General features: G+C 74.3%; 21 protein-coding genes. 14 read left to right on the top strand and 7 right to left on the bottom strand.

Annotation, left to right across the window (positions count from 1 at the left end; all coding sequences use genetic code 11):
* Positions 1-16: 16 nt before the first annotated feature.
* The 13 genes from WCD58_RS15445 (at position 17) to WCD58_RS15505 (ending at position 15,924) form a co-directional block, all read left to right on the top strand.
* Positions 17-1,471, top strand: coding sequence for a phage exclusion protein Lit family protein (locus WCD58_RS15445; protein WP_337703947.1), 1,455 nt, complete (start codon positions 17-19; stop codon positions 1,469-1,471).
* A 1-nt stretch (position 1,472) separates the two neighbouring features.
* The gene (locus WCD58_RS15450) at positions 1,473-1,820 is read left to right on the top strand and encodes a hypothetical protein (protein ID WP_337703948.1); all 348 of its coding nucleotides are present in this window, start codon (positions 1,473-1,475) and stop codon (positions 1,818-1,820) included.
* A 395-nt stretch (positions 1,821-2,215) separates the two neighbouring features.
* Positions 2,216-2,395 (top strand): hypothetical protein, encoded by a 180-nt coding sequence (locus WCD58_RS15455; protein ID WP_337703949.1) that lies wholly within the window; start codon positions 2,216-2,218, stop codon positions 2,393-2,395.
* A gap of 566 nt (positions 2,396-2,961) precedes the next feature.
* Complete coding sequence (locus tag WCD58_RS15460) at positions 2,962-3,603, top strand: hypothetical protein (RefSeq protein WP_337703950.1); 642 nt, start codon at positions 2,962-2,964, stop codon at positions 3,601-3,603.
* Positions 3,604-3,643: 40 nt separating this feature from the next.
* Positions 3,644-3,910, top strand: a complete 267-nt coding sequence (locus WCD58_RS15465; RefSeq protein ID WP_337703951.1) for a LysM peptidoglycan-binding domain-containing protein — start codon at positions 3,644-3,646, stop codon at positions 3,908-3,910.
* A gap of 3 nt (positions 3,911-3,913) precedes the next feature.
* Positions 3,914-5,062, top strand: coding sequence for a hypothetical protein (locus WCD58_RS15470; RefSeq protein WP_337703952.1), 1,149 nt, complete (start codon positions 3,914-3,916; stop codon positions 5,060-5,062).
* Positions 5,062-5,556, top strand: a complete 495-nt coding sequence (locus WCD58_RS15475) for a phage baseplate assembly protein V (RefSeq protein WP_337703953.1) — start codon at positions 5,062-5,064, stop codon at positions 5,554-5,556. Before WCD58_RS15470 ends, WCD58_RS15475 begins: the two co-directional genes overlap by 1 nt.
* Positions 5,556-5,873, top strand: coding sequence for a hypothetical protein (locus WCD58_RS15480; RefSeq protein WP_337703954.1), 318 nt, complete (start codon positions 5,556-5,558; stop codon positions 5,871-5,873). The genes WCD58_RS15475 and WCD58_RS15480 overlap by 1 nt, the downstream gene beginning before the upstream one ends.
* Entirely contained in the window at positions 5,870-6,265 is a 396-nt protein-coding gene (locus WCD58_RS15485) for a GPW/gp25 family protein (RefSeq protein WP_337703955.1), read from the top strand. The genes WCD58_RS15480 and WCD58_RS15485 overlap by 4 nt, the downstream gene beginning before the upstream one ends.
* A complete protein-coding gene (locus WCD58_RS15490; RefSeq protein WP_337703956.1) occupies positions 6,262-8,898 on the top strand; it encodes a baseplate J/gp47 family protein in 2,637 nt (878 codons plus the stop codon). Before WCD58_RS15485 ends, WCD58_RS15490 begins: the two co-directional genes overlap by 4 nt.
* Positions 8,895-11,381 (top strand): baseplate J/gp47 family protein, encoded by a 2,487-nt coding sequence (locus tag WCD58_RS15495; RefSeq protein ID WP_337703957.1) that lies wholly within the window; start codon positions 8,895-8,897, stop codon positions 11,379-11,381. The genes WCD58_RS15490 and WCD58_RS15495 overlap by 4 nt, the downstream gene beginning before the upstream one ends.
* A complete protein-coding gene (locus tag WCD58_RS15500) occupies positions 11,378-13,456 on the top strand; it encodes a phage tail protein (RefSeq protein ID WP_337703958.1) in 2,079 nt (692 codons plus the stop codon). The genes WCD58_RS15495 and WCD58_RS15500 overlap by 4 nt, the downstream gene beginning before the upstream one ends.
* A 2-nt stretch (positions 13,457-13,458) precedes the next feature.
* Complete coding sequence (locus WCD58_RS15505; protein WP_337703959.1) at positions 13,459-15,924, top strand: DUF6519 domain-containing protein; 2,466 nt, start codon at positions 13,459-13,461, stop codon at positions 15,922-15,924.
* A 382-nt stretch (positions 15,925-16,306) separates the two neighbouring features.
* Here the strand turns inward: WCD58_RS15505 and WCD58_RS15510 are convergent, their stop codons facing one another.
* Positions 16,307-16,534 carry a hypothetical protein gene (locus WCD58_RS15510; RefSeq protein WP_337703960.1) on the bottom strand — a complete coding sequence of 76 codons (228 nt, stop codon included), beginning with the start codon at positions 16,532-16,534 and terminating at the stop codon, positions 16,307-16,309.
* 119 nt (positions 16,535-16,653) lie between these two features.
* Between WCD58_RS15510 and WCD58_RS15515 the strand changes: the two genes are divergently transcribed.
* Positions 16,654-18,336 (top strand): eCIS core domain-containing protein, encoded by a 1,683-nt coding sequence (locus WCD58_RS15515; RefSeq protein ID WP_337703961.1) that lies wholly within the window; start codon positions 16,654-16,656, stop codon positions 18,334-18,336.
* A gap of 10 nt (positions 18,337-18,346) precedes the next feature.
* On the opposite strand, the gene WCD58_RS15520 is transcribed toward WCD58_RS15515, so the two are convergent.
* From WCD58_RS15520 to WCD58_RS15545, 6 genes are all read right to left on the bottom strand, one after another.
* Positions 18,347-20,278 (bottom strand): ATP-binding protein, encoded by a 1,932-nt coding sequence (locus WCD58_RS15520; protein WP_337703962.1) that lies wholly within the window; start codon positions 20,276-20,278, stop codon positions 18,347-18,349.
* Positions 20,275-21,525: a Pvc16 family protein gene (locus WCD58_RS15525; protein WP_337703963.1), complete on the bottom strand. Its 1,251-nt coding sequence runs from the start codon at positions 21,523-21,525 to the stop codon at positions 20,275-20,277. The genes WCD58_RS15520 and WCD58_RS15525 overlap by 4 nt, the downstream gene beginning before the upstream one ends.
* Positions 21,522-22,115 carry a hypothetical protein gene (locus WCD58_RS15530; protein WP_337703964.1) on the bottom strand — a complete coding sequence of 198 codons (594 nt, stop codon included), beginning with the start codon at positions 22,113-22,115 and terminating at the stop codon, positions 21,522-21,524. Before WCD58_RS15530 ends, WCD58_RS15525 begins: the two co-directional genes overlap by 4 nt.
* 1,139 nt (positions 22,116-23,254) lie before the next feature.
* Positions 23,255-24,040 (bottom strand): hypothetical protein, encoded by a 786-nt coding sequence (locus tag WCD58_RS15535; RefSeq protein ID WP_337703965.1) that lies wholly within the window; start codon positions 24,038-24,040, stop codon positions 23,255-23,257.
* Positions 24,037-24,555, bottom strand: coding sequence for a phage tail protein (locus WCD58_RS15540; protein WP_337703966.1), 519 nt, complete (start codon positions 24,553-24,555; stop codon positions 24,037-24,039). Before WCD58_RS15540 ends, WCD58_RS15535 begins: the two co-directional genes overlap by 4 nt.
* Before the next feature lie 22 nt (positions 24,556-24,577).
* On the bottom strand, positions 24,578-26,668 hold the full coding sequence (locus WCD58_RS15545; RefSeq protein WP_337703967.1) for a phage tail sheath C-terminal domain-containing protein: 2,091 nt from the start codon (positions 26,666-26,668) through the stop codon (positions 24,578-24,580).
* Positions 26,669-26,889: the final 221 nt, after the last annotated feature.

Consider the following 26,889-nt stretch of genomic DNA (forward strand, 5'->3'; position numbering starts at 1 on the left):
CGAGATGAAGGCAAGAGTGAGCAACGACTTCACCTGGTACGAGCGGCTCGGATTATGGAGCGGCCGATCGTGGAAGCGCGATGAAAGTGGTGCAGCCGGTTCTCAGGCCGAGGACCGCGCGAGGCTCCTCGCAATCAACCGGCTAGAACGTGCCCGGCAGCGTGTAGAGGCTGCGGACGCGGACCACACCCGCCTGAAGCAGTGGGCCACCACCAACCTGGAGAACATTGAGCGGGAGGGAGACGTCGGCGAGAAGGTTCTCTCCTACACCCTTGAGGAGCGCGTCCTGGCCAAGCGAGATCGCTCGTCCGAGGTACGCGATCCGCGTCGCCTCCTCGTCCGAGTCACAGATGAGGACACCGTCGTCGCCAGTTGCACGCCCTTCGACGACGGCTCGGGTCTGATCCTCTTCTCCGAGGGACTGATGGGCCTCGTCGATCTCTTCAGCAAGCAGTTCGCCCTGAGCTCCGGGGTGCGACCGGGGCCGCTTGGGCTGTTGGACGACCGGGCACTGGCGATGGCCGCGACGACTAGCCATCGCGAGGACGAGTACTCAAGGGCCGTAGACGTCGCCCTCCTGCGGTGGCGGCTGTTCCATCAGCGCGTCTATGGCAACTCCGCCTCGCTCTTCCGCACCTTGCCGCGCCCCCTCCAGCGAGTGGCGGACAACATCAACGGCCACGCGATGACGTTCGTGGTCGCTCACGAGTGCGCGCACCATCTCCTCGGGCACAGTGCTGTGACTCGCGGCTTCTCCACCTCTGCCGAACTCCAGCCGTGTCTCGACGACCTGGTGACCGAAGAGTCCGCTGACGAGCGCGCTCTTGAGCTGCTCACGCGACGTGGGTCGTTCGGCGCCGAGGAGTCCCTAGGTGCCCTCGTCGCGATCATGGCAGTGGAGTACTTCGAGTCGACGGCGTTCGTCCGGCAGGCAGCGACACACCCGCGGCCGCACGATCGCGCGCGACGCGTGCTCGAGCGGACGTCGTCGTGGAATCGGGCTGCTCTCGGGCACCTCGTCGCTCGGGTCCGCGTCGTGGCCGATCGAGCCGCGGACCGCAACGCCTTTGTTGAGCCCTCGTGGTGGAAGACGATGTACGAGGCTCCCGACGTCCTCACTGAGCCGCACTCGCTTGCGACCATCAACCGCTTCTTCGAGACGGACAAGATCGTGTCGGCGCCTCTTGACAACGTCGACCGGTTGCTCGATCACGTCGCCAGCGTCGGGCTCGACGTGCGACGCGAGGCGGACCTCGTCCGATCCGGCTCGCTCGAAGATGGCCTGGGCCGCCTCGGCATCTCCGACCGGCAGACCCGCCTGATCACGGACCCGAACATCACCCTGTCGTTCGCCGCCGTCGTGCGTGTCCTCGGACAAGGCCTCACCGCGCGCGGAGCGGACCCCACCACGGTCTTCGTCCTGCGGCTGGTGTTCGCCCGCCTCGTTGAGTCCCGTTTCCGAGAGGTATGAGATGAACGACAACGACATCTCAGAGCTGCTCCTACTCGACGAGGAGGAGCTGCAGGCCCAGCTAGGAGCCGCGCTCCTCGGAGCGGGCCGAGGATTTGCCGCCCAGGACGAGGAGAGGTTCCGCCGTCAAGGCGAGAAGTGGTTCACATCCCGGCTCGACGACCTCCGAACGCGACTATGCCCGGACCCGCGAGTCCAACGCCTCTACGATGGCGAGCCGGCCGAGCACGCTACCGACGTCGTGATCCTGAGCGAGCTCCTGGTGCATGTCGGCGGGGACCCGATCCCGACGATCGTCGCGGCCCTGGCGGTCAAGTACGGCCTCCGACGGCTCTGTCGTGAGTGCTGAACAAGCCGACTTGCGGCAAGGCAACCAGGGCTTACGTGGCGGTCTTCCACACGAGCCGGTCGAGTTCCGCTAATGGGAGTGCACCGGGTTGGTGGTCCAGTCTGGTGCCTGAGCCGCCGAGCCGGTGAGCACTGTGTTCCGCAGATCGTGAAGATCTAGGTCTAGATCGTGCCCCGGCTCGGTGGGTGAGGGGTCTGCAGGGCTGGTGGGATGTCGTGCCGACACGAGCGCTGATCCATTAGGTCCGCCGCTTGCTCCTCATGTCGGAGTCGGCGGCTACAACGATGCACGACGTCACGGCCACGGAAGGTCGGGCGGCCCTGTGTGCCACGCTGGCCGGGCCCGCGCTCCCCCGCGGCACGACGGAGAAGACGTCTGCGCGAGGGGAGAACGCGATGCCGACCCGCCGCGATCTACAACGGCGAGCACAACGGGAAGCCGAGGCCGGTCAGATGTACCGGGCCGCCGAGAAGAACCGGGTCCGCGGGCCGGGCGGCTTCGCCAGCCTCGACCGGGCCTCCGCGGCAGCCTTTTCCGAGCTACTCGTGGAGCTGGCCTCGGGATGGCGCGATTAGCCCACCGCACCTCGGGTGTGGGAAGCCGCGACCCACGTGGCAGCCCGGGTTCTCGGCCCCGAGCACGATCCAGCACCGAAGTTCCCAAGACCGGCGCCGGCGGGGCACGAGAACCCGAACCTGCGACGCGGCTTCCCCGTCGACTGAGTTCGTCCCCTTCTCCTTCAGGTACGCGCCTGCAGGACCGCGGTTCATGCCCCGGTGTCGGCGGCCGGCGCGCTGCTCTGCGGCGTGACGGTCCTGGGGGTTATCGGCTTGGTGGGGGACGGCCTTCAAGCGGTCTAGCGGGCTAGAGCCGGTCGGGCCAGGTGCGCACAGTCACCCTAGGTCCTGATAGAGCCGACTTGACTTGCAGACCCACGTAGGCCGCCGCTCGCGTGATGCCGGCCCTGTCCCATGCCCACCGTCACGCGCCCCCACTTCCGTTCTCCCGCGGTCCGTGTCGCGGGCTACCCCTTTCCGCCCGACCAGCCAGCCCGGATCGTCGAGGACTCGCGCGCTCGCCCGGCGCACCCGGTGACGCGCCGGTGATACCGCGATGACGGGTCGCTCCCACTCTGTCGCGCATGGGCAGCTTCCCCGGGAGCCCGCGTACCCTGCGCGGGGCGATCATCTCGGTGGCGAGCACCGATCCGGTCCCGCGTGTCGTGACCTTCCAGTTCAACCCGGACCGCGTGACCCGTTCCCTGTCCCCGCGGTCAGCGCCGGCCGCCGCGGCGGCCGCGCCGGGGGACGCGATGCGCAGTCCGGGCGCCCCGGTGGAGTCGATCTCGATGACGGTGGAGGTGGACGCCGCCGACCAGCTCGAGAGCGGCGACCCGGTGGCCGCCACCGTCGGCATCGCCCCGCAGCTCGCCGCGCTCGAGATGCTCCTGTACCCGAGCACGGCCCAGGTCGTGGCGTCCTCAGCGCTGTTGCTCGCGGGCACCATCGAGATCCTGCCGCCGGAGGCCCCGCTGACCGTGCTCGCCTGGGGTCCGACCCGGGTCGTCCCGGTACGCCTGACCGGCCTGTCGGTGACCGAGGAGGCGTTCGACCAGGCCCTGAACCCGATCCGCGCCTCGGTGGCCCTGAGCGCGCAGACGCTGTCCTACCACGACCTGCAGATCACCGACGCCGGCTACTCGCTGTTCGTCGCGCACCAGGTGATCAAGGAGACGCTGGCCTCGACCGCAAGTGCCCGGTCGGCGATCACGGCGGGACCCTGAGATGGCCGGGCCGAGCCGTTACGCGAGCGTGGAGACCGCCGTGACCGCGGTGCCGACCGCGTCCCGGAAACGACGCGAGGTCCGCTACCTGCGCCGCCGCCCCCTGCCGGAAGCGGGCACGGTCGCGGCGCTGGCCCACCACCGCGTCCTTACTGGCGACCGTCTGGATCTCCTGGCCGCGCGGTACTACGGGGACTCCACGGCCTGGTGGCGCATCGCCGAGGCCAACGACGCGCTCGACCCGGACACGCTGACCGGGCCCGACGCGGTCGGTGCGGTGCTCGTGATCCCCGTGCCGGAGGCCTGAGCCGTGCCGGCCCTCGGGATGCGCCTGACGGTGCTCACTGGCCGCACCGTCCCGGTGCCCTTGCCCGGCCCGCTGACCGCGCGGGTGCGCGCGGTCCGGGTCACCGAGTCCGACGATCACCGCTCGCTGTTCAGCCTGACCCTCGACGCCGGTCGGTCACGGACGGCCGGGGCCCTGGACCCCGTTGGGCTGGCGGGCTCGCCGCTGGCGGCGTTCGCACGGGTCGCGGTGGTGGTGAGCTTCGGGGCCGTCCCTCAGGTGCTCTGCGACGGGATCGTCACCGAGGTCCGGTGGACCCCGGGCCACCGGAGTGGCGAGGCCACCCTCACCGTCACCGGAGAGGACGTGTCCTACCTGCTGGACCGCGTCGAGCGGGACGTCGAGCACCCCGCCCTCGACGATCTCCCTCAGGTCCTGGCGATCCTGCAGCGCTACGCCACGGACGGGCTTGTGCCGGCGGCGCTGGCGCCGCCGACCGCCGACCCGCCGCTGCCGATCGACCGGATCCCGACCCAGCACGGGACCGACTTCGAGCACATCAGCGGCCTCGCCCGGCGCAACGGTTTCGTCGCCTACGCGATCCCGGGGCCCACGCCGGGCACGAGCCGGTTCTACTGGGGTCCGCCGGTACGCGCTGGCGTGCAGGGCGCGCTCTCGGTGGACATGGGCCCGGAGACGACGGTCTCCACGATCAGCTTCCGCACCGAGGCGTGGGCGCCCACCGTGGTCAGCGGCGCCGTCGTCGACCGCCGCACCGACGCGGTGGTTCCGATCGTCGTGCCCGTCGCCACCCGCCTGCCCCTGGCCGCGGTCCCGTTGTGGGTCTCGGCGCGCTCCGACCTCCGCGAGCGCCGGGTGCGCGACGCCGGCAGCGACGCGATCGCCGCTCAGGCCCAAGCGCAGGCCCAGGTCGACCGCAGTGTCGACGCCGTCCTCGCCGAGGGCGAGCTGGACGGGGCGCGCTACGGCGCCGTGCTCCGGGCCCGTGCCCTCGTGGGCGTCCGGGGCGCGGGGTGGTCCCACGATGGGTTCTGGTACGTCCGGCGTGTCGAGCACACCCTCGAACCGGGGAGCTACCGGCAGGCGTTCACCCTGGCCCGCGACGGGTACGGGTCGACGGTGCCGGCCGTTCCGGTCACGGCGGTCGGCTGATGCGCGAGTTCTTCGGCAAGTACCGCGGCCGGGTGGAGAACAACCGGGACCCGCAGTTCCGCGGGCGGGTGCAGGTCTCGGTGCCCCGGGTCCTCGGGGACGGTCACCTGAGCTGGGCCGAGCCGTGCGTGCCCTACGCCGGCCCCGGTCAGGGCTTCCACGCCGTGCCGCCCACCGGCGCCGCGGTCTGGATCGAGTTCGAGGCCGGCGACCCGCGCCACCCGATTCTGGCCGGGGGCCGGTGGGAGGCGGGCCAACCACCGGCCGGGGGGATGCCCACGGTCAAGGTCTGGAAGTCCGAGGCAATCACCATCACCCTCGACGACCTGCCCGGTTCGGGCGGGTTCACCGTCGCGGTCGACCCCCCGGCGGTCCCCCTGCCGGTCACGCTGGCGATGACCCGGAACGGGATCGAGCTCTCCGTCGGTGCCTCCAGCGTCGTCCTCGACGGAACCTCGGTGAAGATCAACAAAGACGCGCTGGTGGTGACGTAGTGCCCGCCCCCCTGGTCGCCCAGGCCGACACGGTGATCTGCGTGCACGGTGGGCAGGCCCGTCCCGGCGGGGCGAACCCGCGGGTGCTCGTCGCGGGCAGCCCGGTCGTGGTAGTGCCCACCCCGTGGCTCGTCGCCGGTTGTGCCCTGCCGCCGTCCGCGGGGGGTCCGTGCGCCGGCGCGACCTGGACCTCGGGCACGGTGCGGGTCCGTGCGAGCGGTCAACCGCTGGTGCTCCGGGGCGGTGCCGCCACCTGCGCGCCGACGGGGACACCGCTGGTCGTGTCGCTCACCCAGCCGCGGGTGGGCGCCTCGTGACCCGCCGAGCGGTTCACGCCGGCACTCCGTGGCGGCTCGACCGGCGCGGACACACCGCCGCGGTCGACGTCGACGCCTACCTGCGGGGGCTGGTCGAGGCCGTCCTGTTCACCCGGCCCGGCGAACGCCTGCACCGCCCGGACTTCGGCACCGGTCTCGATCGCCTCGTGTTCGCACCCGCCGGCGACGAGCTCGCGCGGACCGCGCAGGCCCTCGTTCACGGCAGCCTGCAGCAGTGGCTCGGCGACCTGGTCCGCATCGAGGAGGTCACCGTGGAGGCGGCAGAGGCGCGCCTCGACGTGCGGGTCACCTACGTCCCCCTCGGAATCGGATCCGAGTCGGCGGGACGCCAGGTGCTCGCCGTGAGCAACGAGCTCGGGAGTGCGCCATGACCACGGGCGCCCCGCTGCCCGACCCGCTCGGCGCCGGGAGGCCGCCGGGGGAGGCGCGGACGGTCGGGGTCGATCGCGAGATCCGACGAGCCATGGTCGCAGCGGCGCCACCAGGGGTGGGGCTGACCGGCATCGACCGCGTGGAGGTGCTCTCCAACCTGCCGGACAGCCCCGGCCACCGGCCCGGCATCCCGGTCCGGCGCACGCTGCTGGTCTGGTGGATCCACGGGCCGGTGCCCGAGCTGCGGCTCGATCAGGTCCGGGTCGCCGGCGGTGTGCGGGTCGACCCGGGGGTCAACCCGGTGCGGGTGCTCTGGGCGCGGCGCGCCGACGACCTCGGCCCAGATGCCGAGGGCGCCGCCGACTCCACCGACGCCGCTGAGGGCACCGCCGAGGCCACCCCCGAGGACCGTGCCCTGGTCAACCGGGCCGTGCTGGAGGGGGATCGCGAGCGGGTGCTGGTGGTGCGCACCTCCTCCGGCGGGGACTGGTCGACCTATGTCCTGCAGGTTGTGGGGCCCGCGGGCGGGATCGCCCCGCCCGGGGTCGACCCACCGCTGGCCCGGGCGGCGTTCAGCTTCGCCGTCGACCAGCCCGCGGACCTCGACGACCGGCCCGCGGCCGCCGCACCACCCCCCGCGGAGTCGCCGGCCGCGGACTACCTCGCCCGCGACTACGACGCGCTGCGGGCACGCCTGATCGACCGCGTGGCGACGCTGCTGCCCCGGTGGTCGGACCGCAGCCCGGCCGACCCGATCGTGACCACCCTCGAGCTCTTCGCCGGGCTGGGGGACCGGTTGGCGTCATGGCAGGACGCGGTGGCGACCGAGGCCTACCTCGGCACCGCCCGGCAGCGTGCCTCGGTGCGCCGGCACGCCCGGCTGCTGGACTACCGGATGCACGAAGGGTGCTCGGCGCGGACCTGGCTCGCCTTCGATGTCCCACCCGGCCAGCCGGTCGAACTGCCCGCGGGGACCCCGGTCGCCGACGGGCCCCCGGACGAGGCCTGGGCCGGTGACGATCCCCGGCCGCCGGTGGACGACGTGGTCCGCGACGGCGGCATCGTCTTCGAGACCGGGCACCCGATTACCCTGACCCACGACCGCAACCGGCTCTGGCTGCACTCCTGGGGCGACCCCGACCACGTCCTGCCGGTCGGGGCCACGGTGGCCTTCCTGCGCTGCCCGGACGGGGTGCCGACCCTGCTCGCCGGTGACGTCCTGATCCTGGCCGCGGTCGGCAGCACCGACCGGCCTGAGGACGGCGACCCGCGCGACCGCCACGCCGTGCGCCTCGCGCGCGACGCCGTCGCCCACGAGGACGGGCTCGCCGCACCGCCGCTGACGGTGCTGGAGCTGCAGTGGGTGGCCGACGACGCCCTGGCCCGGCCGCTGGTCGTCGCCCGCCGGGGCGACGACGGGCGGGCGCGTCCGGCTGCGATGGCGTGGGCCAACGTCGTCCTGGCCGACCACGGCGCCGGCGTGGTCGACGAGGCGCTGGTGCCCGAGCGGGCACCCCTCGACGTGCCGGCACGGCCCCGCCTGGCTCGCACCGAACTGACCTGGGCCGATCCGCTTGACCGCGCCCCGGACAGCGCGACGGCCGCCCTGCTCCCCGATCCGCAGCGCGCCGTCCCGGCGATCGTCCTCGACGACGGTGCCCGGCGGTGGACGCCGCGACGCGACCTACTCGATGAGGGTCCGACGGCCCTCGCGTTCACCGTCGAGTCCGAGGCCGACGGGACCAGTCGCGTGCGGTTCGGCGACGGAGTCGCGGGGCGCCGACCCGACCCCGGCAGCTCGCTGCGCGCATACCACCGGGTCGGTGGCGGGAGCGCCGGCAACGTCGCCGCCGGCGCCCTGACCACGCCGCTGGCCCCGGCCGGGTCCGTGCTCGCGGTCGGCGATCCCCGCGCGGCGCTGCGAGTCGTCAACCCGCTCCCCGCGCGCGGCGGCACCGATCCCGAACCGGTGGCCACCGTGCGCGAGCGCGCGGCGCGCGCCTTCCGGAACCAGCAGCGGGCCGTCACCGAAGCCGACTACGCCCAGGTCGCGGGGTCCGTCCCCGGTGTGCGGCGCGCCGTGGCCCGACGCCGGTGGAACGGCTCCTGGTACGTCGTCGACGTCGCCGTGGACGTCACCGAGAGCGCCGCCCACGATCCGACGGTGTGGGCCGAGGTCGAGTCCGCGCTGGCGGCCCGGCGGATGGCCGGGGTGGACGTTGTGGTCGGCGGGGCCCTCACGGTCGCCGTGGAGATCGTCATGCGGGTGCACCTGCACCCCGGCTACCCGCCCCAGGAGGCGCGGCGCCTGCTCGCCGATGCGTTCGCGGCCGCCGAGGGCGGGTTCTTCGGCCCGGGGCGCTTCACGTTCGGGCAGCCGGTGCGGGCCGACGACGTGATCGTCACCGCCATGGGGGTCACGGGGGTGGACTGGGTCGAGGTCGACGACGAGGACGGCGAGGGGACGCTGGCGGAGCCCCCGCTGCGGTTTCGCCGTTGGGGTGGTCCACCCCCGCCGCCGGAGGGTCGGGACCGGATCGAGGCGGCCCCGGACGAGGTGCTGCGCGCCGATAGCGACCCGAGCCGCCTGGAGAACGGGCGCGTCGAGGTCGTGCTGGCCGGTGGCGCGTGAGCGTCCCGGCCGGCGAGCCGCCCGGGCGTGCGGCGCTGCAGCGGCGGGTGGCCGACCATCCGACGTCACTGGCCCGCATGCGCGCCCGCCTCGCGGCCGAGGACAACCCGGCGTCCGTGCGGGCGCTGTCCCAGCACGACAGCGACGACCCGGCCGTGGCCCTGCTCGACGCCTGGGCGACGGTCGCCGACGCCGTGTCGTTCTACACCGCGCGGATCGCCAACGAGGGCTACCTGCGGACGGCCGCCGAGCGCGCCTCGCTGCGGGAGCTGGCGCGGACCCTGGGCCACGAGCTGCGGCCGGGGGCCGCCGCGCAGGTCGCGCTGGCCTTCACCGTGGAGGACGCCGCCGGCGCACCCGGCGCGGCGGTGGTCCCGCGCGCCACCCCGGTGCAGACCGTGCCCGGTCCGGGGCAGATGCCGCAGGTCTTCGAGACCTCGACCTCGCTGAACGCGCGGGCGGGGTGGAACGCCATCCCGGGAGCTGCGGGCACCCCTCAGCCGTGCCCACCCGACGCCTGCGGCGATCTCTGGGTCGCGGGCACCACGCTCGGCCTGCGGGCGGGCGACGCCGTCGTCGTCGACACCGGCCCCACGGGGGGCCGCGTGGTGCGCACCGTCACCGAGGTCGTCGAGGACGCAGGCGGTCACGGTGGGTGGACCCGCCTCGTCCTGACCGCGCGGCCGGGAGGCGGCAGCCTCCCGGCGACTCCCGCCGCGGACGCCGGGCCCGGGCCGTTGAGCCTGCACGTCTTCGCCACCCGCGCGTACCTCTTCGGGTGGAACGCGCCCGATCCGGCGCTGCTCAGTCGCCCCGACGGCTCCTTGCCGGCGGGTGCCGACGCGCACGGCTGGCAGGACTTCGGGCTGCTGCACGACGGGACCGTGGAGATCGACGGGGACCACCCGGACGTGCTCCCCGGCTCCGTGCTCGCGATCGAGGGGCCGGTCTCCCCGACGGGAGCTCCCGGGACGGCGGACACCGCGGCCGCGGTGTGCCTCGCCGAGGGCGTCCTACCCGGTGCCGCCAGTCGCTACGGGGTCAGCGGGCGCCTCACCCGCGTGACGCCCGACCGGACGGATCTCCCGGAGCTCGATCGTCGGGGCGCCGTGGTGCTCTGTGGCTCGCGGTCGTGGTCGGCCACGCTGATGCCGCGGGCCGCACCCGTCACCGGCCCGGAGGTCGTCCTCGCCGGCACCGCGGATCCCGCCCTGGTCGGACGGCTCGTGGTCGTCAGCGGCTACCCGCACGGCACGACGCCGCCGGCGCCCGGCACCCCCCAGGCCGCGTCGCCACCGCCGCAGGCCGAGAGCACGCGGGTGCGGGAGTGCGGCCCGGGCCCGGTGCCGGGCACGACGCGGCTCGTCGTCGACCCGGAGCTGACCCGCATCTACGACCCCCGCGGGCTGCACGTGCACGCCAACGTCGTCCTAGCCACCCACGGCGAGACCGTGACCCAGGTGCTCGGCGGTGGCGACGACCGCTCCGGGTACCGCTCGTTCCCGCTGCGGCGCGGTCCGCTGACCCATCTGCGGGCCACGACCCCCACCGGCATCCGCAGCTCCCTCGAGGTCCGGGTCGACGGGGTGGCCTGGACCGAGGTCGAGTCACTGGCCGACGTCCACGGCGAGGACCACGTGTTCGCGGTCCGCGAGCGCGACGACGGCATCGCCACGATCACCTTCGGCGAGGGCGTGCACGGGGCGCGGGTCCCCAGCGGCCAGGAGAACGTCACCGCGACCTACCGGGTGGGCATCGGTCCCGAGGGCGACGTGGTGCCCGGCCAGGTCAGCGTCGTCACCCGCCGACCGTTCGGTATCCGCTCGGTCACCAACCCGGCCCCGAGCGACGACTGGGCGCGGCGGGAGAGCGAGGAGCAGGTGCGGGGGACCGCACCCGTCCGTGTCCGCACCCTGGACCGCGTCGTCTCGGTCGAGGACCACGGCGACGTCGCGCGCGGCTTCGTCGGCGTGCAGGCGGCGACGGCCACCGCCGTGTGGAACGGCACCCGGGACGTCGTGACGGTCAGCCTGCTGGGCACCGACGCGCAGGACGTCAGCGACGAGCTGCGCGCGGATCTGCGGTCCGCCCTGGACGCGATCCGGGACTCGGTGGCGCCCCTGATCGTGCTCCCGGCCGGGACGCTCGAGTTCTCGGTGCACGTCGCGCTGGCCACCGACCCGGCGTACTGGCGACCCGACGTGGAGGAGGAGGTCGTCGCACGCCTCGAGGCCGAGTTCGGCCAGGGCCGCTGGGGCATTGCGAGCGCCGTGAGCGCGGCTCGCGTGCTGGTGGCGGTGCGCTCGGTGCCCGGGGTGCTCGCCGCCCGCCGGCCCCAGCTCACCCGGGGCGTGCGGACCTCCGGGGAGGCGGCGCTCGACGTGCTCGAGGCCCACGCAGCTCGCTGGGACGGGACGGATGTCCGGGCGGCCGAAGCGCTGGTGCTGGGGACCGGGGCCACGACGTTCGAGGAGCTGCGGTGACCGGCCCCGCGACCGCGCCGGACGACCCCGTCCTGGACCGGGTCCTGGCCCGGCTGCCCACGCACCTGGTCAGCCGCGACGCCGGTGCGGGCGGGACGCTGCGCGCGCTGCTGGGTGCCGTCGCCGGCGAGCTCGCCGTCCTCGAACGCGACCTGCAGGACCTCTACGACGGGTGGTTCGTGGAGACCTGCGCCGAATGGCTGCTGCCCTACCTCGCCGACCTCATCGGCATCGAGGAGCTCCCGCCGGACCTCGGGCCCGGCACGAGCCGTCGCGCCCTGGTCGCCAACACAATCGCCTACCGGCGTCGCAAGGGGACCGTCACCGTGCTCGAGCGGGTCGCCGCCGACGTGACCGGCTGGCCCGCGCGGGTGGTCGAGTACTACTCGAACCTCGTCACGACCGTGCACCTCGACCACGTGCGCCTCGACCGCCCGGCCACGGTCTCCGTGCGCGACGGCGCGCCGCTGCGGCGCGCCGCCCGCGCCGCGGCCGCCTCGGTCACCCTGAGCCCCGACCCGGACGTGCTCGCCCACTCCGCGGAGGTCCGCCGGATCGGGTCCGGGCGCGGTCGCCACGGCCTCCCGGCCGTCGGTGTCTTCCTGTACCCCCTGCGGGTCGACGAGATCGGGTCCCGCGGATGGCCCCGGGCGGTGCGCTCCGGCGACGGCTACGCCGTGGACCCCCGCGGGTACCCGATGCCCCTGTTCGTGCCGCCCGGGACCGAATCCCGCTCGGTGCCGACGCCGCTGGACCCGCACGGCCTGCTCGCCCTGCTCGCCGACGCCCGCCGGCTCGAGGGCGCCGACCCCTCGGCGCTGCCCGTCCGGGTCCGGGTCGACGGCGTCGAGATCGCCGCGGACGCCCTGCGCGTGGCCGGGCTGGAGGGTCTGGCGGTCGACGAGGACGGGCACGCGCCCCCGCCGGCGCTGCAGGTCCTCGTGGACCCGGTCCGCGGTCGGCTGGTCGTGTACCGCGACGGCGCCCGGGTCACGCCGGCCACCGTGGAGGTACGCCACGCCTACGCCGCCTCGGCCGACGTGGGCGCGGGCACCTACGACCGCTCCACCGTCCACGAGCAGGTGGTCATCGCGGACCGCTACGACGGGGACCCGGAGCCGCTGCGCCAGGTCGCCGTGCTCGCCGACCCGGCCGCGGGGGCGGCACCGTCGATCACCGAGGCCCTCACGCGCGTGGACCCGGGACCGGGGCGCACCGTCGTGGTCTCGGTGGGCGACAACGCCACCTACGTCGAGAACCCGACCGTCGACCTGCCCGCCGGCGCCCGCCTCATCCTGGTCGCCGCCACCCGGCCCCTGCGCCGCGACCACGTCGACGAGCCCCGGGTCTACCTCCCCGACGGCCTGCGCCCCCACCTGGCGGGCCGGCTCACCGTCACAGGCGGACCCGGGAGCAGCCTCGTCGTCGACGGGCTGCTGATCGACGGCGGCGTCGTCGTCGAGCCCGGCGAGCTGGGCGCGCTGACCCTGGCCCAGACCACGGTCACCGAGCAGGTCCGGGTCCGCGCCACGCCCACCGCCGCGAACGGCGACCTGCGCTTGCGCGTGGTGCGCGGCGCCGTCGCCGACGTCGAGCTCGCCGCGACCGTGCCCGGTCTGGCCGTGACCGACTCCGTCGTCGAGGGCTCGCTGCGCGGCGAGGGAGCCCACGTCGTGCTGGACGGCACCACGGTGCGGGGCACGGTCGCGGTGCGGTCGCTCGACGCGAGCAGCTGCCTGCTCGACGGGGACCTGGCGATCGCCCACCGCCAGACCGGCGCGCTGCGCTACACCTACTCCCGGCCCGGATCCGCCACGCCGCGACGGTTCCGCTGCGTGCCGGCCCAGTGGTGGGAACCCGCACCGGAGCCCGTGTACGCCTCGACCGAGCCGGGCGCACCGGACCACCTGGCGCTGTCCCGCGCCTGCCCGGACCCCCTCCGGACCGGAGGTGAGGACGGGACGGAGATGGGCGTGCACCACCACCTGCGCCGGCCCCTGCGCGTACGCGCCGCGGCCCGGGCCCTGGCGCCGTACCTACCCGTCGGACGCGAGATCGGCATCTTCGGGAGCTGACGATGCAAGGCGACTTCAGCCGCTTCACCTTCGACGCGACGAAGGACTACCGCTCAGTCCTCATGCAGCAGGGTCGGGTGCTGCTCGACGCCGACTGGAACGAGCAGGCCGAGATCACCGCGCACCGCGACGAGGTCCGCACCCGCGACCTGCTCGGGCCCCACGGCGGCTTCGTCGACGAGGCCGGCTTCGCGGTCATTACCGCCTCCGGGGCGTCGGTGTCGAACGCGAAGTGGGACGACCTGCGCCTCGGCGCCGGTGCGTACTACGTGGACGGCATTCGCTGCGAGGCGCGGACCGCCTCCTCGTTGTCCGACCAGCCCTACCTCCCCACGATCGAGCGCGAGCCGGGGCTGAAGGAACCGAAGGACGCCGGGACCTACCAGCTCTCCCTCGAGGTGTGGACCCACCACGTCACCCCGGACGACGACCCGGCGCTGCGCGAACCGGCCCTCGGCGGACCGGACACCACCACCCGCGCCCGCACGGTGTGGCAGGCGCGGTTGGACCGCGACGGCGCGGCGAGCACCCCCGGGTCGCCGGGGAGGATGGTCGCGTCGCTGGCCCGCACACCGCTGGACCCCGGCCAGGGGTCGCACGGGGCGGAGTCGTCAGGAGCGGAGGGGTCGGATCTCCCGGGCAGCTACACCCGGCTCGAGAACCAGCTCTACCGGGTGCAGATCCACGACACGGGCCCCGGGGGACCGCGGTTCCTCTGGTCGCGCGAGAACGGCAGCGTCGTCGCCGGGATCGAGAAGATCGAAGCGGACGGCCCGGCCTCGCGCGCCGTGCTGACGGTGGACCGGATTGGCCGCGACGTCGAGCTCTCCCTCCGCGCGGCCGACATCGTCGAGATCACCAGCACCGACCAGATGCTGCGGGGGAGGCCCGGCTACCTCGCCACCGTCGGTGCTCCCGACCAGCTGCGCCTGCCGATCACGTGGCTCGAGGGTGACCGGCGGCCCGACACCCTCGAGGCCCTCGGCCGCGCCCCGATCGTGCGCCGCTGGGAGGCGTCCCCCCAGCAGGCGGCCAACCTCCTCGTCGACCTGGAGGGCGGCATCCAGGTGCGCTTCTCCGGCGGCACGTACCGGGTCGGCGACTACTGGCTGGTGCCCGCCCGCGCCGTGCGCCTGTCCTACGGCCTCGCCGACCTTCGCGGCACGCTCGACTGGCCGACCGACGAGCAGGGACATCCGGCGGAGCGGCCGCCCCACGGCCCGCAACGCCATGTCGCGCCCCTGGCCGTCCTGACCCGCGGCATGGGCGCCGCGAGCTGGACCTCGACCGAGGACCGGCGCCACCTCGTCCCGAGCCTCGCCGAGCTCGCCACCCTCGCTCAGCTCGAGGCCATCGAGGCCGACATCGCACGGCTGCAGACGAAGCTCGACACGCTCCAGCAGCTCGCCGACTCGCTGAAGACGCGAGCGACCACCCTCGAGAACAGAGCCACCACCCTCGAGAGCGGCAAGGTCGACAAGTCGCTGCTGGACGCGAAGGGTGACCTGTTCGTGGCCACCGGGTCGGACACGCCGGGCCGGCTCGCGGCGCCGTCCGCGAACGACCAGGTGTTGACCGCCGACAACAGCACCGTGACCGGTCTGAAATGGGCCTCGCCGGTCAACCTCACGCCGCTCACCAACCGCGTGACCAGCCTCGAGAACGCCAGGGTCGACAAGTCGCTGTTGGACGCGAAGGGTGACCTGTTCGTGGCGACCGCGTCGGACACGCCGGGCCGGCTCGCGGCGCCGTCCGCGAACGATCAGGTGTTGACCGCCGACAACAGCACTGTCACCGGTCTGAAATGGGCCTCGCCGGTCAACCTCACGCCGCTCACCAACCGCGTGAGCACCCTTGAGAACGGCAAGGCCGACAAATCGACGCTCACGACAAAGGGTGACCTCTATGTCAGGACCGCGGGGGGCGCTCTCACCCGCCTGCCGTCCGGCAAGGACAACCAGGTCCTCACCGTGAACAGTGCGGTTGACACGGGCCTCGCCTGGACGAACGTAGCACTTGTCAAGATCAAGAGTGTCGATGAGAATCGACACAACGACGACGAATTGAAGTCAGACTCCGAGTTGTTCGGTGACGCCGGACTCGACCTCGGCAAGTACGCGGTCGACGGGCTCATCGTCTTTAGCGCCACCACCACTGCCAACTTCGTGTTCAGACTTGCGTTCTCAAGCGACTACGTCGCCAACCTGTGTGTGCGATACCCGGCTTTGCCAGGGCAACCGAGCCCGGACGACGACATACGGGGGTCGGCGGTGGAGGTTGCGGCGAAGGGGGCCGGGTTCGGCGTCCGCCGGGCCATTCAGGTCTTCGGAACGGTCGCCCCGAAGCCTGAAGACCATACGGTGGACAGCGGCACCCTTGTCCGATTTCGATGGGCCCAGAACTTCAAGGACGCCCTCGACACCACCGTGCACGCGGGCTCCGTGCTGCGCTTCACCCCGATCCCCTGAGCTCCGCTCCCAACCATTTCTCTCCCCGTACCGCCCCTGACCCAACTCACCACGGCGTGCGCATCGCGGCCGAGGAGACGGCCCTCGACACCGGGGAGGCGCTGGCGGAGGAGGTGCAGAAGAAGGGCTCCTCGGGTGAGTGGATGAGGCCGGTCCACGGGGCCACCCGGTCGTGAAAGCGACACGACGTGACGTGGCGGGCAGTGCACGGGGCTCTCGGTCACGGTGACCTCGAATGTCTCCGGCAAGACGATTCGGCCTCGGCCGCGGGGCCGGATGATCTGGAGCGCCTCGCCCGAGGTGCCGACGACCTGCACGTGTATGGCCACGTCGAACCTCGAGGCTCATCACCCCTTCGACGGTCATGAGCTGTTCGAGGCCGTTAGCTGTACGAGCTAGGCGCGGAGCCCCGGCCGCGGGCGACCTGCACGGTCTGCCAGGCGACGAACGCTCCGATCTCCGTGGCCGTAACCGGGTGGCTGAGCACGAGGGCGACGCCCGGCGCGAGCGTGGCCGAACCCACGAGCGCGTCCATCGCGATTTCCATGAGAACCGGGACGGCGAGGGCGCCGATCACGCGAGTGGTCGTCGCCGCGGCGACGCCGGTCACGGCGGACATGGTCGTGGTGGCGAGCGCGCTGGCCCCGCTGCGGCTCGCCCGCCATTCGTTCATACGGATGCAGGCCGACACCACCACGCGACGTGTGCCGCACTGTTCACCCTGAGTGCATGCTGTCCTCGAACACACTCACGGGGGTGTCTGGCAACCGTGTTCGGGGGAACACTCGTCGCCATGCCGCAACGCATTCTGCGCGCGCCCGCGAACTCGCGGGGAAGCTGCGAACATTCGGGAGGTTCGTCGTGACGGGCGCCGGACCGGTACCGGCCGAACCCACGAGGACGTCGGGACGCAGCGCTGACTCCCCGTGGGTCCGCGACACCGCCCGTCCGACCGCGGCGCCCGTGGTGCGGGAGGGGGGACGGCCTCTCGACGACGGGGTGCGGCGGGAGATGGGGCGGCTTCTCGGGCACGACTTCAGTGAGGTTCGGGTCCACGCCGGTCCGGACGCCCGACGGTCGGCCGCGGCGATCGGCGCCGGCGGCTACACCCGCGGCGAGGACGTCGTCCTGGGGACCCCGACCGACACCCGGGCCGGGCGGTGGCTGCTGGCGCACGAGCTCGCGCACGTGGCGCAACAGGACGTGCCGGCCCGAGGCCGCGCCGCCGCGGCACCGGGACCGAGCTCGGTCGCGGCCGAAGGCGAGGCCGACCGGGCGGCGACCGCGGTCGTCGGCGGCCAGACGTTCCACGTCAGCGAGCACCTCGACCGTGACGCGCTCGCGCTCGGGCCCACCCCGGACGACTCGGGCATCGTCGAGTACCCCGGTCCACCGGGCCCGCCGATCCGGCCGCGCCCCGGGCGGCTGCCGTCGAACACGTCGTCCACGGCGGCGCGCGCCGAGTTCGACCGCCTCCAACCCGAGTACGCCAGGAGGCTCGGGGTCGCCCCGGGTGGGCAGGTGCACCACGGCATCGAGCTCCAGGTCCTCGATCGCTATCCGGGCGCGTTCACCGCGGCCGAGCTGAACTCGCTGACCAACGTGCGCGGCATCCGCCCGGAGCTGGAGAACCGCCGGCAGCTGCACAACTCGCGCATCCGGGATCTCTGGGACCGCTTCTACACCCAGCTCGACGCGGAGATCGCTCGCAGCCGTCTCGTGCCCGGCACGTCCGAGTGGGTGGCGTACGTGCGCGAGTTCCTCCTCGAGTGCCGCACCCAGATCGACTACTTCGAGGGGATCTTCTTCGCGGAGAGCAGCTCGGTCCGTCTCACCGAGGAGGACCAGAAGCGGGCCGACGCCGCTCGCAAGGCGCTCGGGTTCGACCCGCTGGCGCCGCCCGGGCCGTCGACGTACTTCGAGACGCGGCTGCACCGGGGTCTGCCCGTCGCCGTGGGGCAGAGCAGCGTGCCGGCGTCGGCGTTCCGGCTCGTGCGCCACCCCGCCACGAAGGAGATCAGCCACTGGGTCGCCCAGGTCGGCGCCACCCTCGTCGTGGTCACGCGCCACGGCGAGGTCGTCGGCACATGGCCGATGCACGACGCCGCCCTGCAGACACCGCTGATCGACCCGATCGACGTCTTCGTCGCGATCATCACCGCGGGCAGCGGCCTCGCCGTCGCCCGCGGGGGCGCGGCGGCGCTGGCCGAGGCGGCCGGGGAGACCGGGGCCAGGGAGGCGACGCAGGCGCTGGCCGAGACCGCGCCACGCATCCGGGTCGCCGGTCCGTCCGGTCACGTCCGGGTCGCCGTGCACAACGGCGTCCGCATCGCGGCCGACGAGGTGGCCCTCGACACCGGTGAGGTCCTGGCCGAGGAGGTGCAGAAGAAGGTTCTCCGGATGAGCCGCTGAGCCCGCCCGCTCAACGGCTCCGCGGGACCCGACCCGACTTGGCCAGCTCCCACCGGCTCGCCTGCCGCACGTGCTCGCCGCGCAGCGGGCCACCCTCCTCGGCGGCGAGGTAGGCCGCGGTGAGCGCGGCGGCCGCGATGCCGCCACCGGGCAGGTCGATCTCCGAGAGGCGGGCCGGGTCGAGATCGTGGGTCGGGGCGGTCGGTGGCACCGCGATGCGCCAGAGGCGCCGGCGGGTCTGCGGGTCCGGGTAGGGGAACGACACGACCGTGTGCAGGCGCCGCAGGAACGCCGGATCGAGCGCGCTGCGGTGGTTGGTGGTCAGGATGGCCAGGCCCCGGAACTCCTCCATGCGCTGAAGCAGGTAGCCGACCTCGAGGTTGGCGTAGCGATCGTGGCTGTCGCGCACCTCGCTGCGGCGCCCGAACAGGGCATCGGCCTCGTCGAAGAGCAGCACCGCCGCCGCGTCCTCGGCGGCGTCGAACAGCCGCCCCAGGTTCTTCTCGGTCTCCCCGATGTACTTGCTCAGCACCTGGCTGAGGTCGACGTGGACGAGATCGAGACCGACCGCGCCGGCCACGACCTCACCGGCGAGACTCTTACCGGTGCCGCTGGGGCCGGCGAACAGGGCGGTGGTGCCGACGCCACGGCTGCGGGCCCCGAAGCCCCAGTCGTCGAGCACCGTGTGCCGGTGGCGCAGCGCGGCGACGAGCGCGCGCAGCTGGCTCCGCTGCGGGTCGGGGAGCACGAGGTCGTCCCAGCTCGCACGCGGCGTGACGAGCCGGGCGAGACCGCCGAACGCGGCCCGCCCGGCGCGACGGCACGCGTCCCACACGGCGCCACCGCCGGCGATCTCCGCGGCGGCGTCCTCGACCGCGTCGAGGTCGAGGTCGAACACCCCGGCGACGGCGTCGAGCTCCTCGGCGGGCACCGGGTCGTCGGCGAGGCCGTGCCGGGCCAGGACCCGATCCCACAGGTCGCGCCGCTGCGCGCGTTCCAACCGCGGCACGGCCACCGGTACGCCGGGCCGCGAGCCCACCGACGCGAAGTCCGGCACGCCCCCGGCACGCACGTCGTCGGCGAGCACGACCAGGGGCGCGTCGAGGCCGGCCAGGGCGCGGGGCAGGCGGTCGGCGTCCTCGGCGCGCCCACCGCGCACGTCGAGCGCCCAGGCGTAGCCGCCGAGCACGGTCTCGCGCTCCATCAACCGGACGAGGCCGTCGCGGGCCGGGGGCTCGTCGGGCACGTCGTCGGCCCTGATGGCGAGCAGGCGCAGTCCCGAGCGCGCGGCCGCCGTCGCCGCGACGGCGCCGCGCGCGCCGGCCTGCGGTCCGTGCAGCAGGACCACGCGCTCCTGGCGCCAGGACCGCGCCACGGCGTCGGCCGCGAGCTCCCACGGCGCCGGGAGCCAGGTCGGCACCGGCACCGTCCGCGTCCGCACGGCGACCTCGGCGTCGAGGTGGCCGGCACCGGCGAGATGGTGGAGCACGCGTTCGTCGACGGCCAACGAGCTGTGCATGGGAGATCCCGGCTCGTCCAGCCGGACCAGGCGCCATCGCCGCAGCGGCGCGGTGGGCGTCGCGGCGTCCCAATGGGCGTCGGGGAGCAGGCGCAGGGCCAGGCCGAACGAGGGCCGCGGGCGTCCGCACGCGACCTCGAGCTCGTCGCGCACGGCGCTGACCAGTTCGGGGCCGGCGGCGAGCAGGACCACGGAGCGCTCGAAGGTGCTGAGCCCGAAGCCGTCGGCCACGAGATCCAGGGGTGTCGCGCCCGGACACCGGGCGCGGGCGGCGACCAGTGCCCTCTCGGCCTCGGTCACCGGGTCGGGCGTGCCGGGCGCGTGCGGGTCGTCGGCCGCGCCGCGCAGCCGGGCCCGGAGCACGTCCAGCTCGGCGACCAGGCAGGCGCGCGCGGCGTCCGGAGTCGGGTCGTCGGCGTTCACGGTGCGGACACCGTCACCGTCGGGGCGGCGTACAGATCGCCGAGGACCTCGGGCGTGCTGTCCACGCCGTCGACCTGGACCCGCAGCAGCCACGGGCCGACGGGCACGTCGGCGAGGTCGAGCGGGTGCTCCTGGAGGGGGCCCTGCCCGGGAGCGCGAGGGGGCAGTCGGATCGTGCGCGCCCGAAGAGTGGGCGCCGTCCCGGCCTCGTCGGGCAGCGGGTCGAGCTGCACCCGGACCTGCTGTCCGGGCTGCACCGGGGGGTCGATGCGCAGTACGACGGTCGTGCCGGTGACGGGCCCGGGGACGACGGAGGGACGGACGGTCAGCGCGAGCACGTTGGACTGCGCCACCATCCGCAGCTCGGCGCCGCCGGCGGTCACCGGCTCGCGGTGGCGGACCCGCACGGCGTGAACGCCCGCGGGCACCGTGGCGTCGAGCAGCACCGTCAGTCGCGTCGCGGTGCCCTCGCGGGGGGTCAACGTCGCCGGGCCGACGTGCACCTCGGTGTGGGGGCCGCTCAGGCCGGTTCCGTCGAGCACGACCTCGGTGCCGGCTCCGGACGCGGTCGGCCCGGGCCGGGTGCCCAGCGAGGTCAGCTGCAGGAGCGGGCCCGGTGAGACGACGACCCGGGGCTCGCGGACGGGCAGTGGTGCGCGCAGGTCGACGTCGCTCTCCACGAGCACGACCGACGCCGTGTAGGCGACCGAGAGCTCGAAGGGGGCCTGGACGAACATCGACCACAGCTTGCTGAGCTCGTCGAGGGACAGGGACTGCGCCGTCAGCTTGACCAGCTCGACCTGGTCGGCCAGGTCGGCCTCGGCCAGGAAGCCGAGCACGTGGTCCTCGCGCAGGTCGTCCAGGACCGAGGCGATGAGGGGACGGGCCAGCACGGCGTCCCTGTGCAGCGCCGCCATCGCCCGAGCGATCATCCGCTGGGCGTCGAGCGCGTCGTCGGCGCCGTACGCGCTGAGCAGGTAGTGCAGGTCCAGGGCGACCAGGGGCGGGTGCCGGAGCGCGCTGTCGCTCCCGCGGGTGGGCAGGTCGTGAAGGTTCCAGCCGTGGTTGGGCGAGACGCCGTAGAGGAAGACGTTGAGCCCCGGGCCGTCCTGGATGGCGAGGCGGTCGGGGCGCACGGTGGTCACACGGGCGCCGTCGAGCGCGCGGGGCGGCGTGTGCGCCAGGGCCCGTTCGAGCACTGCCCGCAGGACGGCGGTGACCGCGGCGACGGCGAGGTCGTTGCTCACCGTCGCCCCCGGCGTCGCGCGAGGTAGTCGGCGTGGTCGACGGCGACGAGCGGGCTGCGGGCCGGAGGGGTCGCGGGCGACGGCGTCGGTGCCGGTGAGACCGGCGGCTCCGACGCCGGTGGGGTGGGGGGTCCGCCGGCCGGTGGCGGGCCCCGGACGATCTCGACCCGGCCGATGTGGACGTGGACGTCGGGGGGACGCGGCGCGCCTGAGCGCGGACGGACGCGCGGACCCTCGGGGGCGGCATCGGAGCGGGCCACCTCGGGCCGGTCCAGGCGAACCTGCGTGACGCCCACCGTCGGTTCCGGGGGCGCCTCGTCCCCGACCCGGACGTCGAGCGTCTCCGCCGCCGCGAGGAGGTCGGCGTCCCGCAGGGCATCGACGAGCCGGCGGGCGACGGCCGGGTGCGCGTCGACCTCGTCGGCGAGGGCCGGGTGCGCGTCGATCTCGTCGGCGAGGGCCTGGGGCGCGGCGGCCTGATGCGCCGCGGACCGGGCCGTGACGGGGTCGGGACCTGCCTCGGGTGTGGCTCCGGATTGCCGCGCCGACGGTTCGGGTTCTGCGGGCGCCCCTCCGGAGGCGTCGCGCACCGGCGCGGACGCGACCCACCGCGCGGCGGACCGCGGGACGCCGGCCGGCCTCGGAGGCGGGTGGACCCTTCGCGTGCTGCCCGGGCTCGACGGGAGGGCCGCGTCCGCGGCGCCCGCCTTCCGAGCGAGGCGTGGGAGCGGCGTCGCGGGAGCCGGGAATGCGGAGGGTGGCGGTGCGTGGGCGGGACGGGGCGCGACGTCTCGAGGAGGCCCAGCCCGTCCCGGGTCGTCGAGGGTGCCCCCCGCGACGGCGGACCGGGCGTGTCCGGCGGTGGTGTTCTCGGCGGTGGTGTCCTCGCGGGCGGGGTCCTCGTTTTCCCGCTCTCCGTGGTCGGGGTGCTCAGGAACGGGGACGTCCGCGGCGGGCTCGGCCCGGGCGGGTTGCGCCGGGGTGGCGGTCCGTTCCGGCATGGGCGCGTCCCGGCCGGACGCGGTCGGCGCGGGGTCGGAGGCCGACGCCGGCTCGACCGGGAGTCGGAGGCCGTCGACCACGGGGGTGACCGGCGGGGCCGCATCGACCGGCGAGGCGACGGCCGGGGTGGCGGCGTCCGAGGACGCGGCGACACGGGGAGCGGGGGCTGGGGGCGCCGCGGCAGGCGACGCGGCGCCTGCGGGCGTGGTGGCTGGGGGTGTGGCGGCTGGGACGGGGCCGGGCGTCGCACGGGCGGGCGACGCCGGGGGGCGAGCGCTTCCCGGAGGCGGCGTGTGGACGTGGCGGTCGGGTGTCGTGATGCTCCGGGGGACCCCGGTGCCGCCGTGGGCCGCAACCCGGGTGTCGAGCGTCCGCTCAGGTTGGTCGAGGTCCTCGTCGGCCACGCGGGAGTCGACCAGGGCGGGGTCGAACACAGCGGGGTCTACCACGGCGGGTTCGTCGACCACGGCGGGTTCGTCGACCACGGCGGGATCGTCGACCACGGCGGGATCGTCGACCACGGCGGGATCGTCGACCACGGCGGGATCGATCGGCGACGGTACGGCCCGGGGCTCGCTCGGGTGGTGCCGGACGCCCGGCACGACCGGTCCGTCGGGCGCGTCCGGCCCGTCGGACGTGGAGACGGGTTCGAACCGTGCCCGCCGTCGCAGCGCCACCACAGGCGTCTGCCCACGGGCGCGGCTCGCCATCTCGGCGAAGAACCCGGTCACGGCGTCGCTGCGGTGAGCACGCCGGCACTGCTCTCCTCCGCCAACGCGAGGTAGGCGGCTCGACGCGTCGGGGACAGCTCCAGGACCTCCCGCTCTGCCCACCCGAAACTGCGCGCCAGCGTCGCGACCTCCGCGAGCAGGCGGTGGGCGGCCTCGGCGACCTGCTGCCACCAGAGCGCGCCGAGGTCGAGGGGCGCGGCGACGGCGGCGCCGCACCCGGGGCAGCTCGTCCGCACCACGGTGCCCGCGGACCCCGCCTGCTCGCGGGCGGCGGCGTCGACGGCGTCGATCTCCTCCGGGGCCAGGCCGGCCATCTCCGTCTTGGAGAGCTCCCGACCGTCGGCGTGACGCAGGCATCGCGCGAGCAGCGCCGTGACCCCGTCCGGCTCCGTGCGCGTGGCCAGCAGGTCGCGGGTGGTCGGGGCGCGGACCTCGATCTCGCCGAGCGCGAGTGGGACCACGGCGCGGGCGCCCCCGTCCGCGTCCCCACCCGCGGCGAGCGGGGTCAGGTCGAGGGTGACTTCCGACGACGCGCGGCACCCGGGGCACCGGAGGAGCACCTCGAGCGTCCCGCCCGCGGTCTTGACGATCGACGCGGCGGCGAGGGCGGCGCACCGGCCGACCGGTAGATCCAGGGCCGCCTCCAGCCCCGGGACCCCCGCGAGATGCGGCAGCAGGGCCGCGGGGCGGGCCGCCGCCGGCAGCTCGGCGGCCGCCTCCCACCCCGCGAGCAGGGCGGCGCCCGCGCGGGACGGGCCGGTGCGGGCGGGCCGGGACATCACGGTTCGAAGGACGGCTCGGTCGGCTCGACGGCGGCGACGTCGCGCTCCCAGCCCTCGTTCTCCAGCTTCAGCGACTGGATGGCGACCGCGTTCGCGTTGGCGTCGAGATCGGGGAGGCTGTGGTACTCCGAGACCCAGCACCGGTAGAGGACGTAGGAGAGCGCGACCTGGCCGGCCTCGTTGCAGACCTCGAGGACGATGTCCTTGCGGAAGTCGGCCAGCGACGTCTCCGAGCCCATGGCCGAGCCCCAGTTCCACACCTTGTTCGCCCAGCGCTCGAACTCCGGGTCGTGGGTCACCCCGCGCTCGAGGGTGACCGGCTCGTACTCGGTCCGCCCCGGGGACTTGCGGCTGCTGCTCGGGTCACCCCCGTGCCGGTGGCGGACCACCTCGGTGGTGCGCCGCAACGCGCTGACCTTGCTGACGCCGGCGATGTAGCGCCCGTCCCACTTCACCCGGAACTTGAAGTTCTTGTACGGGTCGAAGCGCCGCGCGTTCACCGTGAAGTCGGCCATGGCCGGTTCCTCCTGTCCGTGCTCAGCCGGCGTCGGCGGTCTTCTGTTGGATCCCGACGACCACGAACTCCGCGGGCCGCAACGGAGCGAAGCCGACCTGGACGTTGACTAGGCCGCGGGCGACGTCGTAGGGGGTCGTGGTGTTCGCGTCGCAGCGCACGAAGTACGCCTCGCGCGGGCTGCCCCCGGCGAACGCGCCCTGCCGGAAGAGGTCCTGCATGAACGCGGTCAGGGTCGCGCGGACCTGGGACCACAGGGGCTCGTCGTTCGGCTCGAAGACCACCCACTGGGTGCCGCGATGCAGGCTCTCCTCGAGGTAGAGGGCCAGGCGCCGGACCGGCACGTACTTGTAGTCGTCGGCGAAGACGTCCGCGCCCCGCAGGGTGCGGGCACCCCAGACGACCGGCCCGACCGACGGGAAGGCGCGCAGGGCGTTCACCTGGCGGGCGAGGCGGCCGTGCTCCGCGTCGGTGAGGTCGACCGCAAGGGCGCCCGCGCCCACGAGCCCGGCCTCGAGCCCCGCTGGCGCCTTCCACACCCCGCGGCTGGCGTCGGTGCTGGCCATCGTCCCGGCCACCGCCCCGCACGGCGCGAAGTCGCCGTCGGCACCGTCGCGCAACGGATCGGGGTAGCGGATCCGCGGGAAGTACAGCGCGGCGTTGCGGCTGGCCGCGCCTACGAGACCGCGGGCCATGCTCCAGCGTTCGATGCTCTCCTTGGTTTCGTCCGGAGGCGGATCGACCAGCAGGAAGGCACGCCGGCGCGTGCAGTAGGCCAGCGCCTCGGCCCAGACGGTCTCGGGGAGGACCCCGGACGGCTCTGACGGGGGCAGGCACAGGAGCGTGAACAGGTCGGTCTTCTCGAGCGCGTAGAGGCCCTGCTTGCCGTCGGCGAATCCGGCGGCGACGTAATCGTTGGCCGCCAGCACCGCCCCGTCGTCGCCGCCGGCGAGCGCGCCGATGCCCACCCGCTCGACGGGGGCCGGCCGGCCCTCCTCCGTTCCCGGCGTGCCGGAGGTCGACGGCGCGGCCGACTCGCCGGAGCCCGACGAGGGGGCGCCGGAGGCGGACCCCAAGTCGCCGGTGGTGGCGGTGCCGGTGGTGGCGGTGTCGGAGGTCGGTGTGCCGGAGGTGGTTGTGCCGCCGGTGGGGGGCCCGGTCGGCGTCCCCTCGCCCGGCGCCGGGACCAGGTCCAGCGCGGACAGATCCGGTTCCGGCACCGGGCCGTCGGCCAGACGGATCAGGCGGGAACCCCGCAGGACGAGGCCGAGGCTCCGCGGACCGTCGACGAAGGTCACGTTGGGGAAGGACTCGAGCGTGGGCTGCGCACCGGTGGCCGACGCAGCAGCGGCGTCGGTGCGCGCTCCGGCCGGATCCGTCGCTCGGTCGAGGACCTCGACGTCGAACAGCTTGTCCACCGGCACGCCCTGGGCGTGCGCGATCTCGGCGTGCGCGTCGGCGCGGTTCTTGTCCGCGAGGGCGCGGTCGTGGGCGGCGGCCGCCGCGGCTACCTTCTCCCGCGCCTCCGCGTAGGCGGTCTGCTGGGCGTCGGCCTCGTCCCGCTTCTCGGTGGCCGTGCCCGCCTTCGGCTTGCTGTTCGGGGCCTTCGCCGAGGCATCCTCGGCGGCCGTGGCCTCCTCATCTGCCTGCGTTGCCGCGCCCTCGGCCGCGTGGAGCGCGGTCACCGCTGCGTCGAGGGCCTCGCGGGCGGCGGCCACGGCCCGTGCGGCGGCCTCGGGATCGAGGCCGGGATGGCGGAGGCGCACGGTGTAGCCGCGAGCCCAAGTGCCCGGCTCCCGTGCCTCGAACGTCACCCCGGCGAGGGTGACCGTCGCCGGTGTGGCGCTGCCGGCCAGACGCGCCACGAGCGCGTTGCCACCTCCGTTGCGAAAGTAGTCCCGCACGGCGTAGCCGAGGCCGCTCTCGCGCCAGAGCCCTCCGAAGCGCCGCTCGAAGTCGCCAAACGAGCTGATCGCCACCGGCTCGTCGACCGGGCCCCGGCGCGCTCGACCCAGGAAGGCCGTGACCGCGGTCGCGACGCCCGTGATCGCCCGCGCCCCGCTGGGGATCTCCTGGACGTACACACCCGGGTAGGACAGCTCCGGCGTTGTCATGGGGCTCCTCAAGCGGACGGTGCCTGTGGCGGCACCGTCGTGGGCCGGCGTCACGCGCCCGTCAGCGCTCCGTCATCGTCGCTGTCGCTCATCTTCGAAGAAGCCGACACGGAGAGTCAGAATCGGCGTGAGATTCCGGTTCGCCTAACCCAGTGATAGGCCATTCGGGCGGTGAACGCGGCGACCGGCCCCGGACGTCGAGTCTTACTAGTTACGCTCCG

This window comes from Actinomycetospora flava (genome assembly GCF_037400335.1).
In the GTDB taxonomy this organism is placed as follows: Bacteria; Actinomycetota; Actinomycetes; order Mycobacteriales; family Pseudonocardiaceae; genus Actinomycetospora; species Actinomycetospora flava.

Coding starts and splice junctions, on each gene's coding strand:
- WCD58_RS15490 (WP_337703956.1), top strand. CDS start 6,262: ATGACCACGGGCGCCCCGCTGCCCGACCCGCTCGGCGCCGGGAGGCCG.
- WCD58_RS15450 (WP_337703948.1), top strand. CDS start 1,473: ATGAACGACAACGACATCTCAGAGCTGCTCCTACTCGACGAGGAGGAG.
- WCD58_RS15475 (WP_337703953.1), top strand. CDS start 5,062: ATGCGCGAGTTCTTCGGCAAGTACCGCGGCCGGGTGGAGAACAACCGG.
- WCD58_RS15545 (WP_337703967.1), bottom strand. CDS start 26,668: ATGACAACGCCGGAGCTGTCCTACCCGGGTGTGTACGTCCAGGAGATC.
- WCD58_RS15455 (WP_337703949.1), top strand. CDS start 2,216: ATGCCGACCCGCCGCGATCTACAACGGCGAGCACAACGGGAAGCCGAG.
- WCD58_RS15505 (WP_337703959.1), top strand. CDS start 13,459: ATGCAAGGCGACTTCAGCCGCTTCACCTTCGACGCGACGAAGGACTAC.
- WCD58_RS15540 (WP_337703966.1), bottom strand. CDS start 24,555: ATGGCCGACTTCACGGTGAACGCGCGGCGCTTCGACCCGTACAAGAAC.
- WCD58_RS15515 (WP_337703961.1), top strand. CDS start 16,654: ATGCTGTCCTCGAACACACTCACGGGGGTGTCTGGCAACCGTGTTCGG.
- WCD58_RS15460 (WP_337703950.1), top strand. CDS start 2,962: ATGGGCAGCTTCCCCGGGAGCCCGCGTACCCTGCGCGGGGCGATCATC.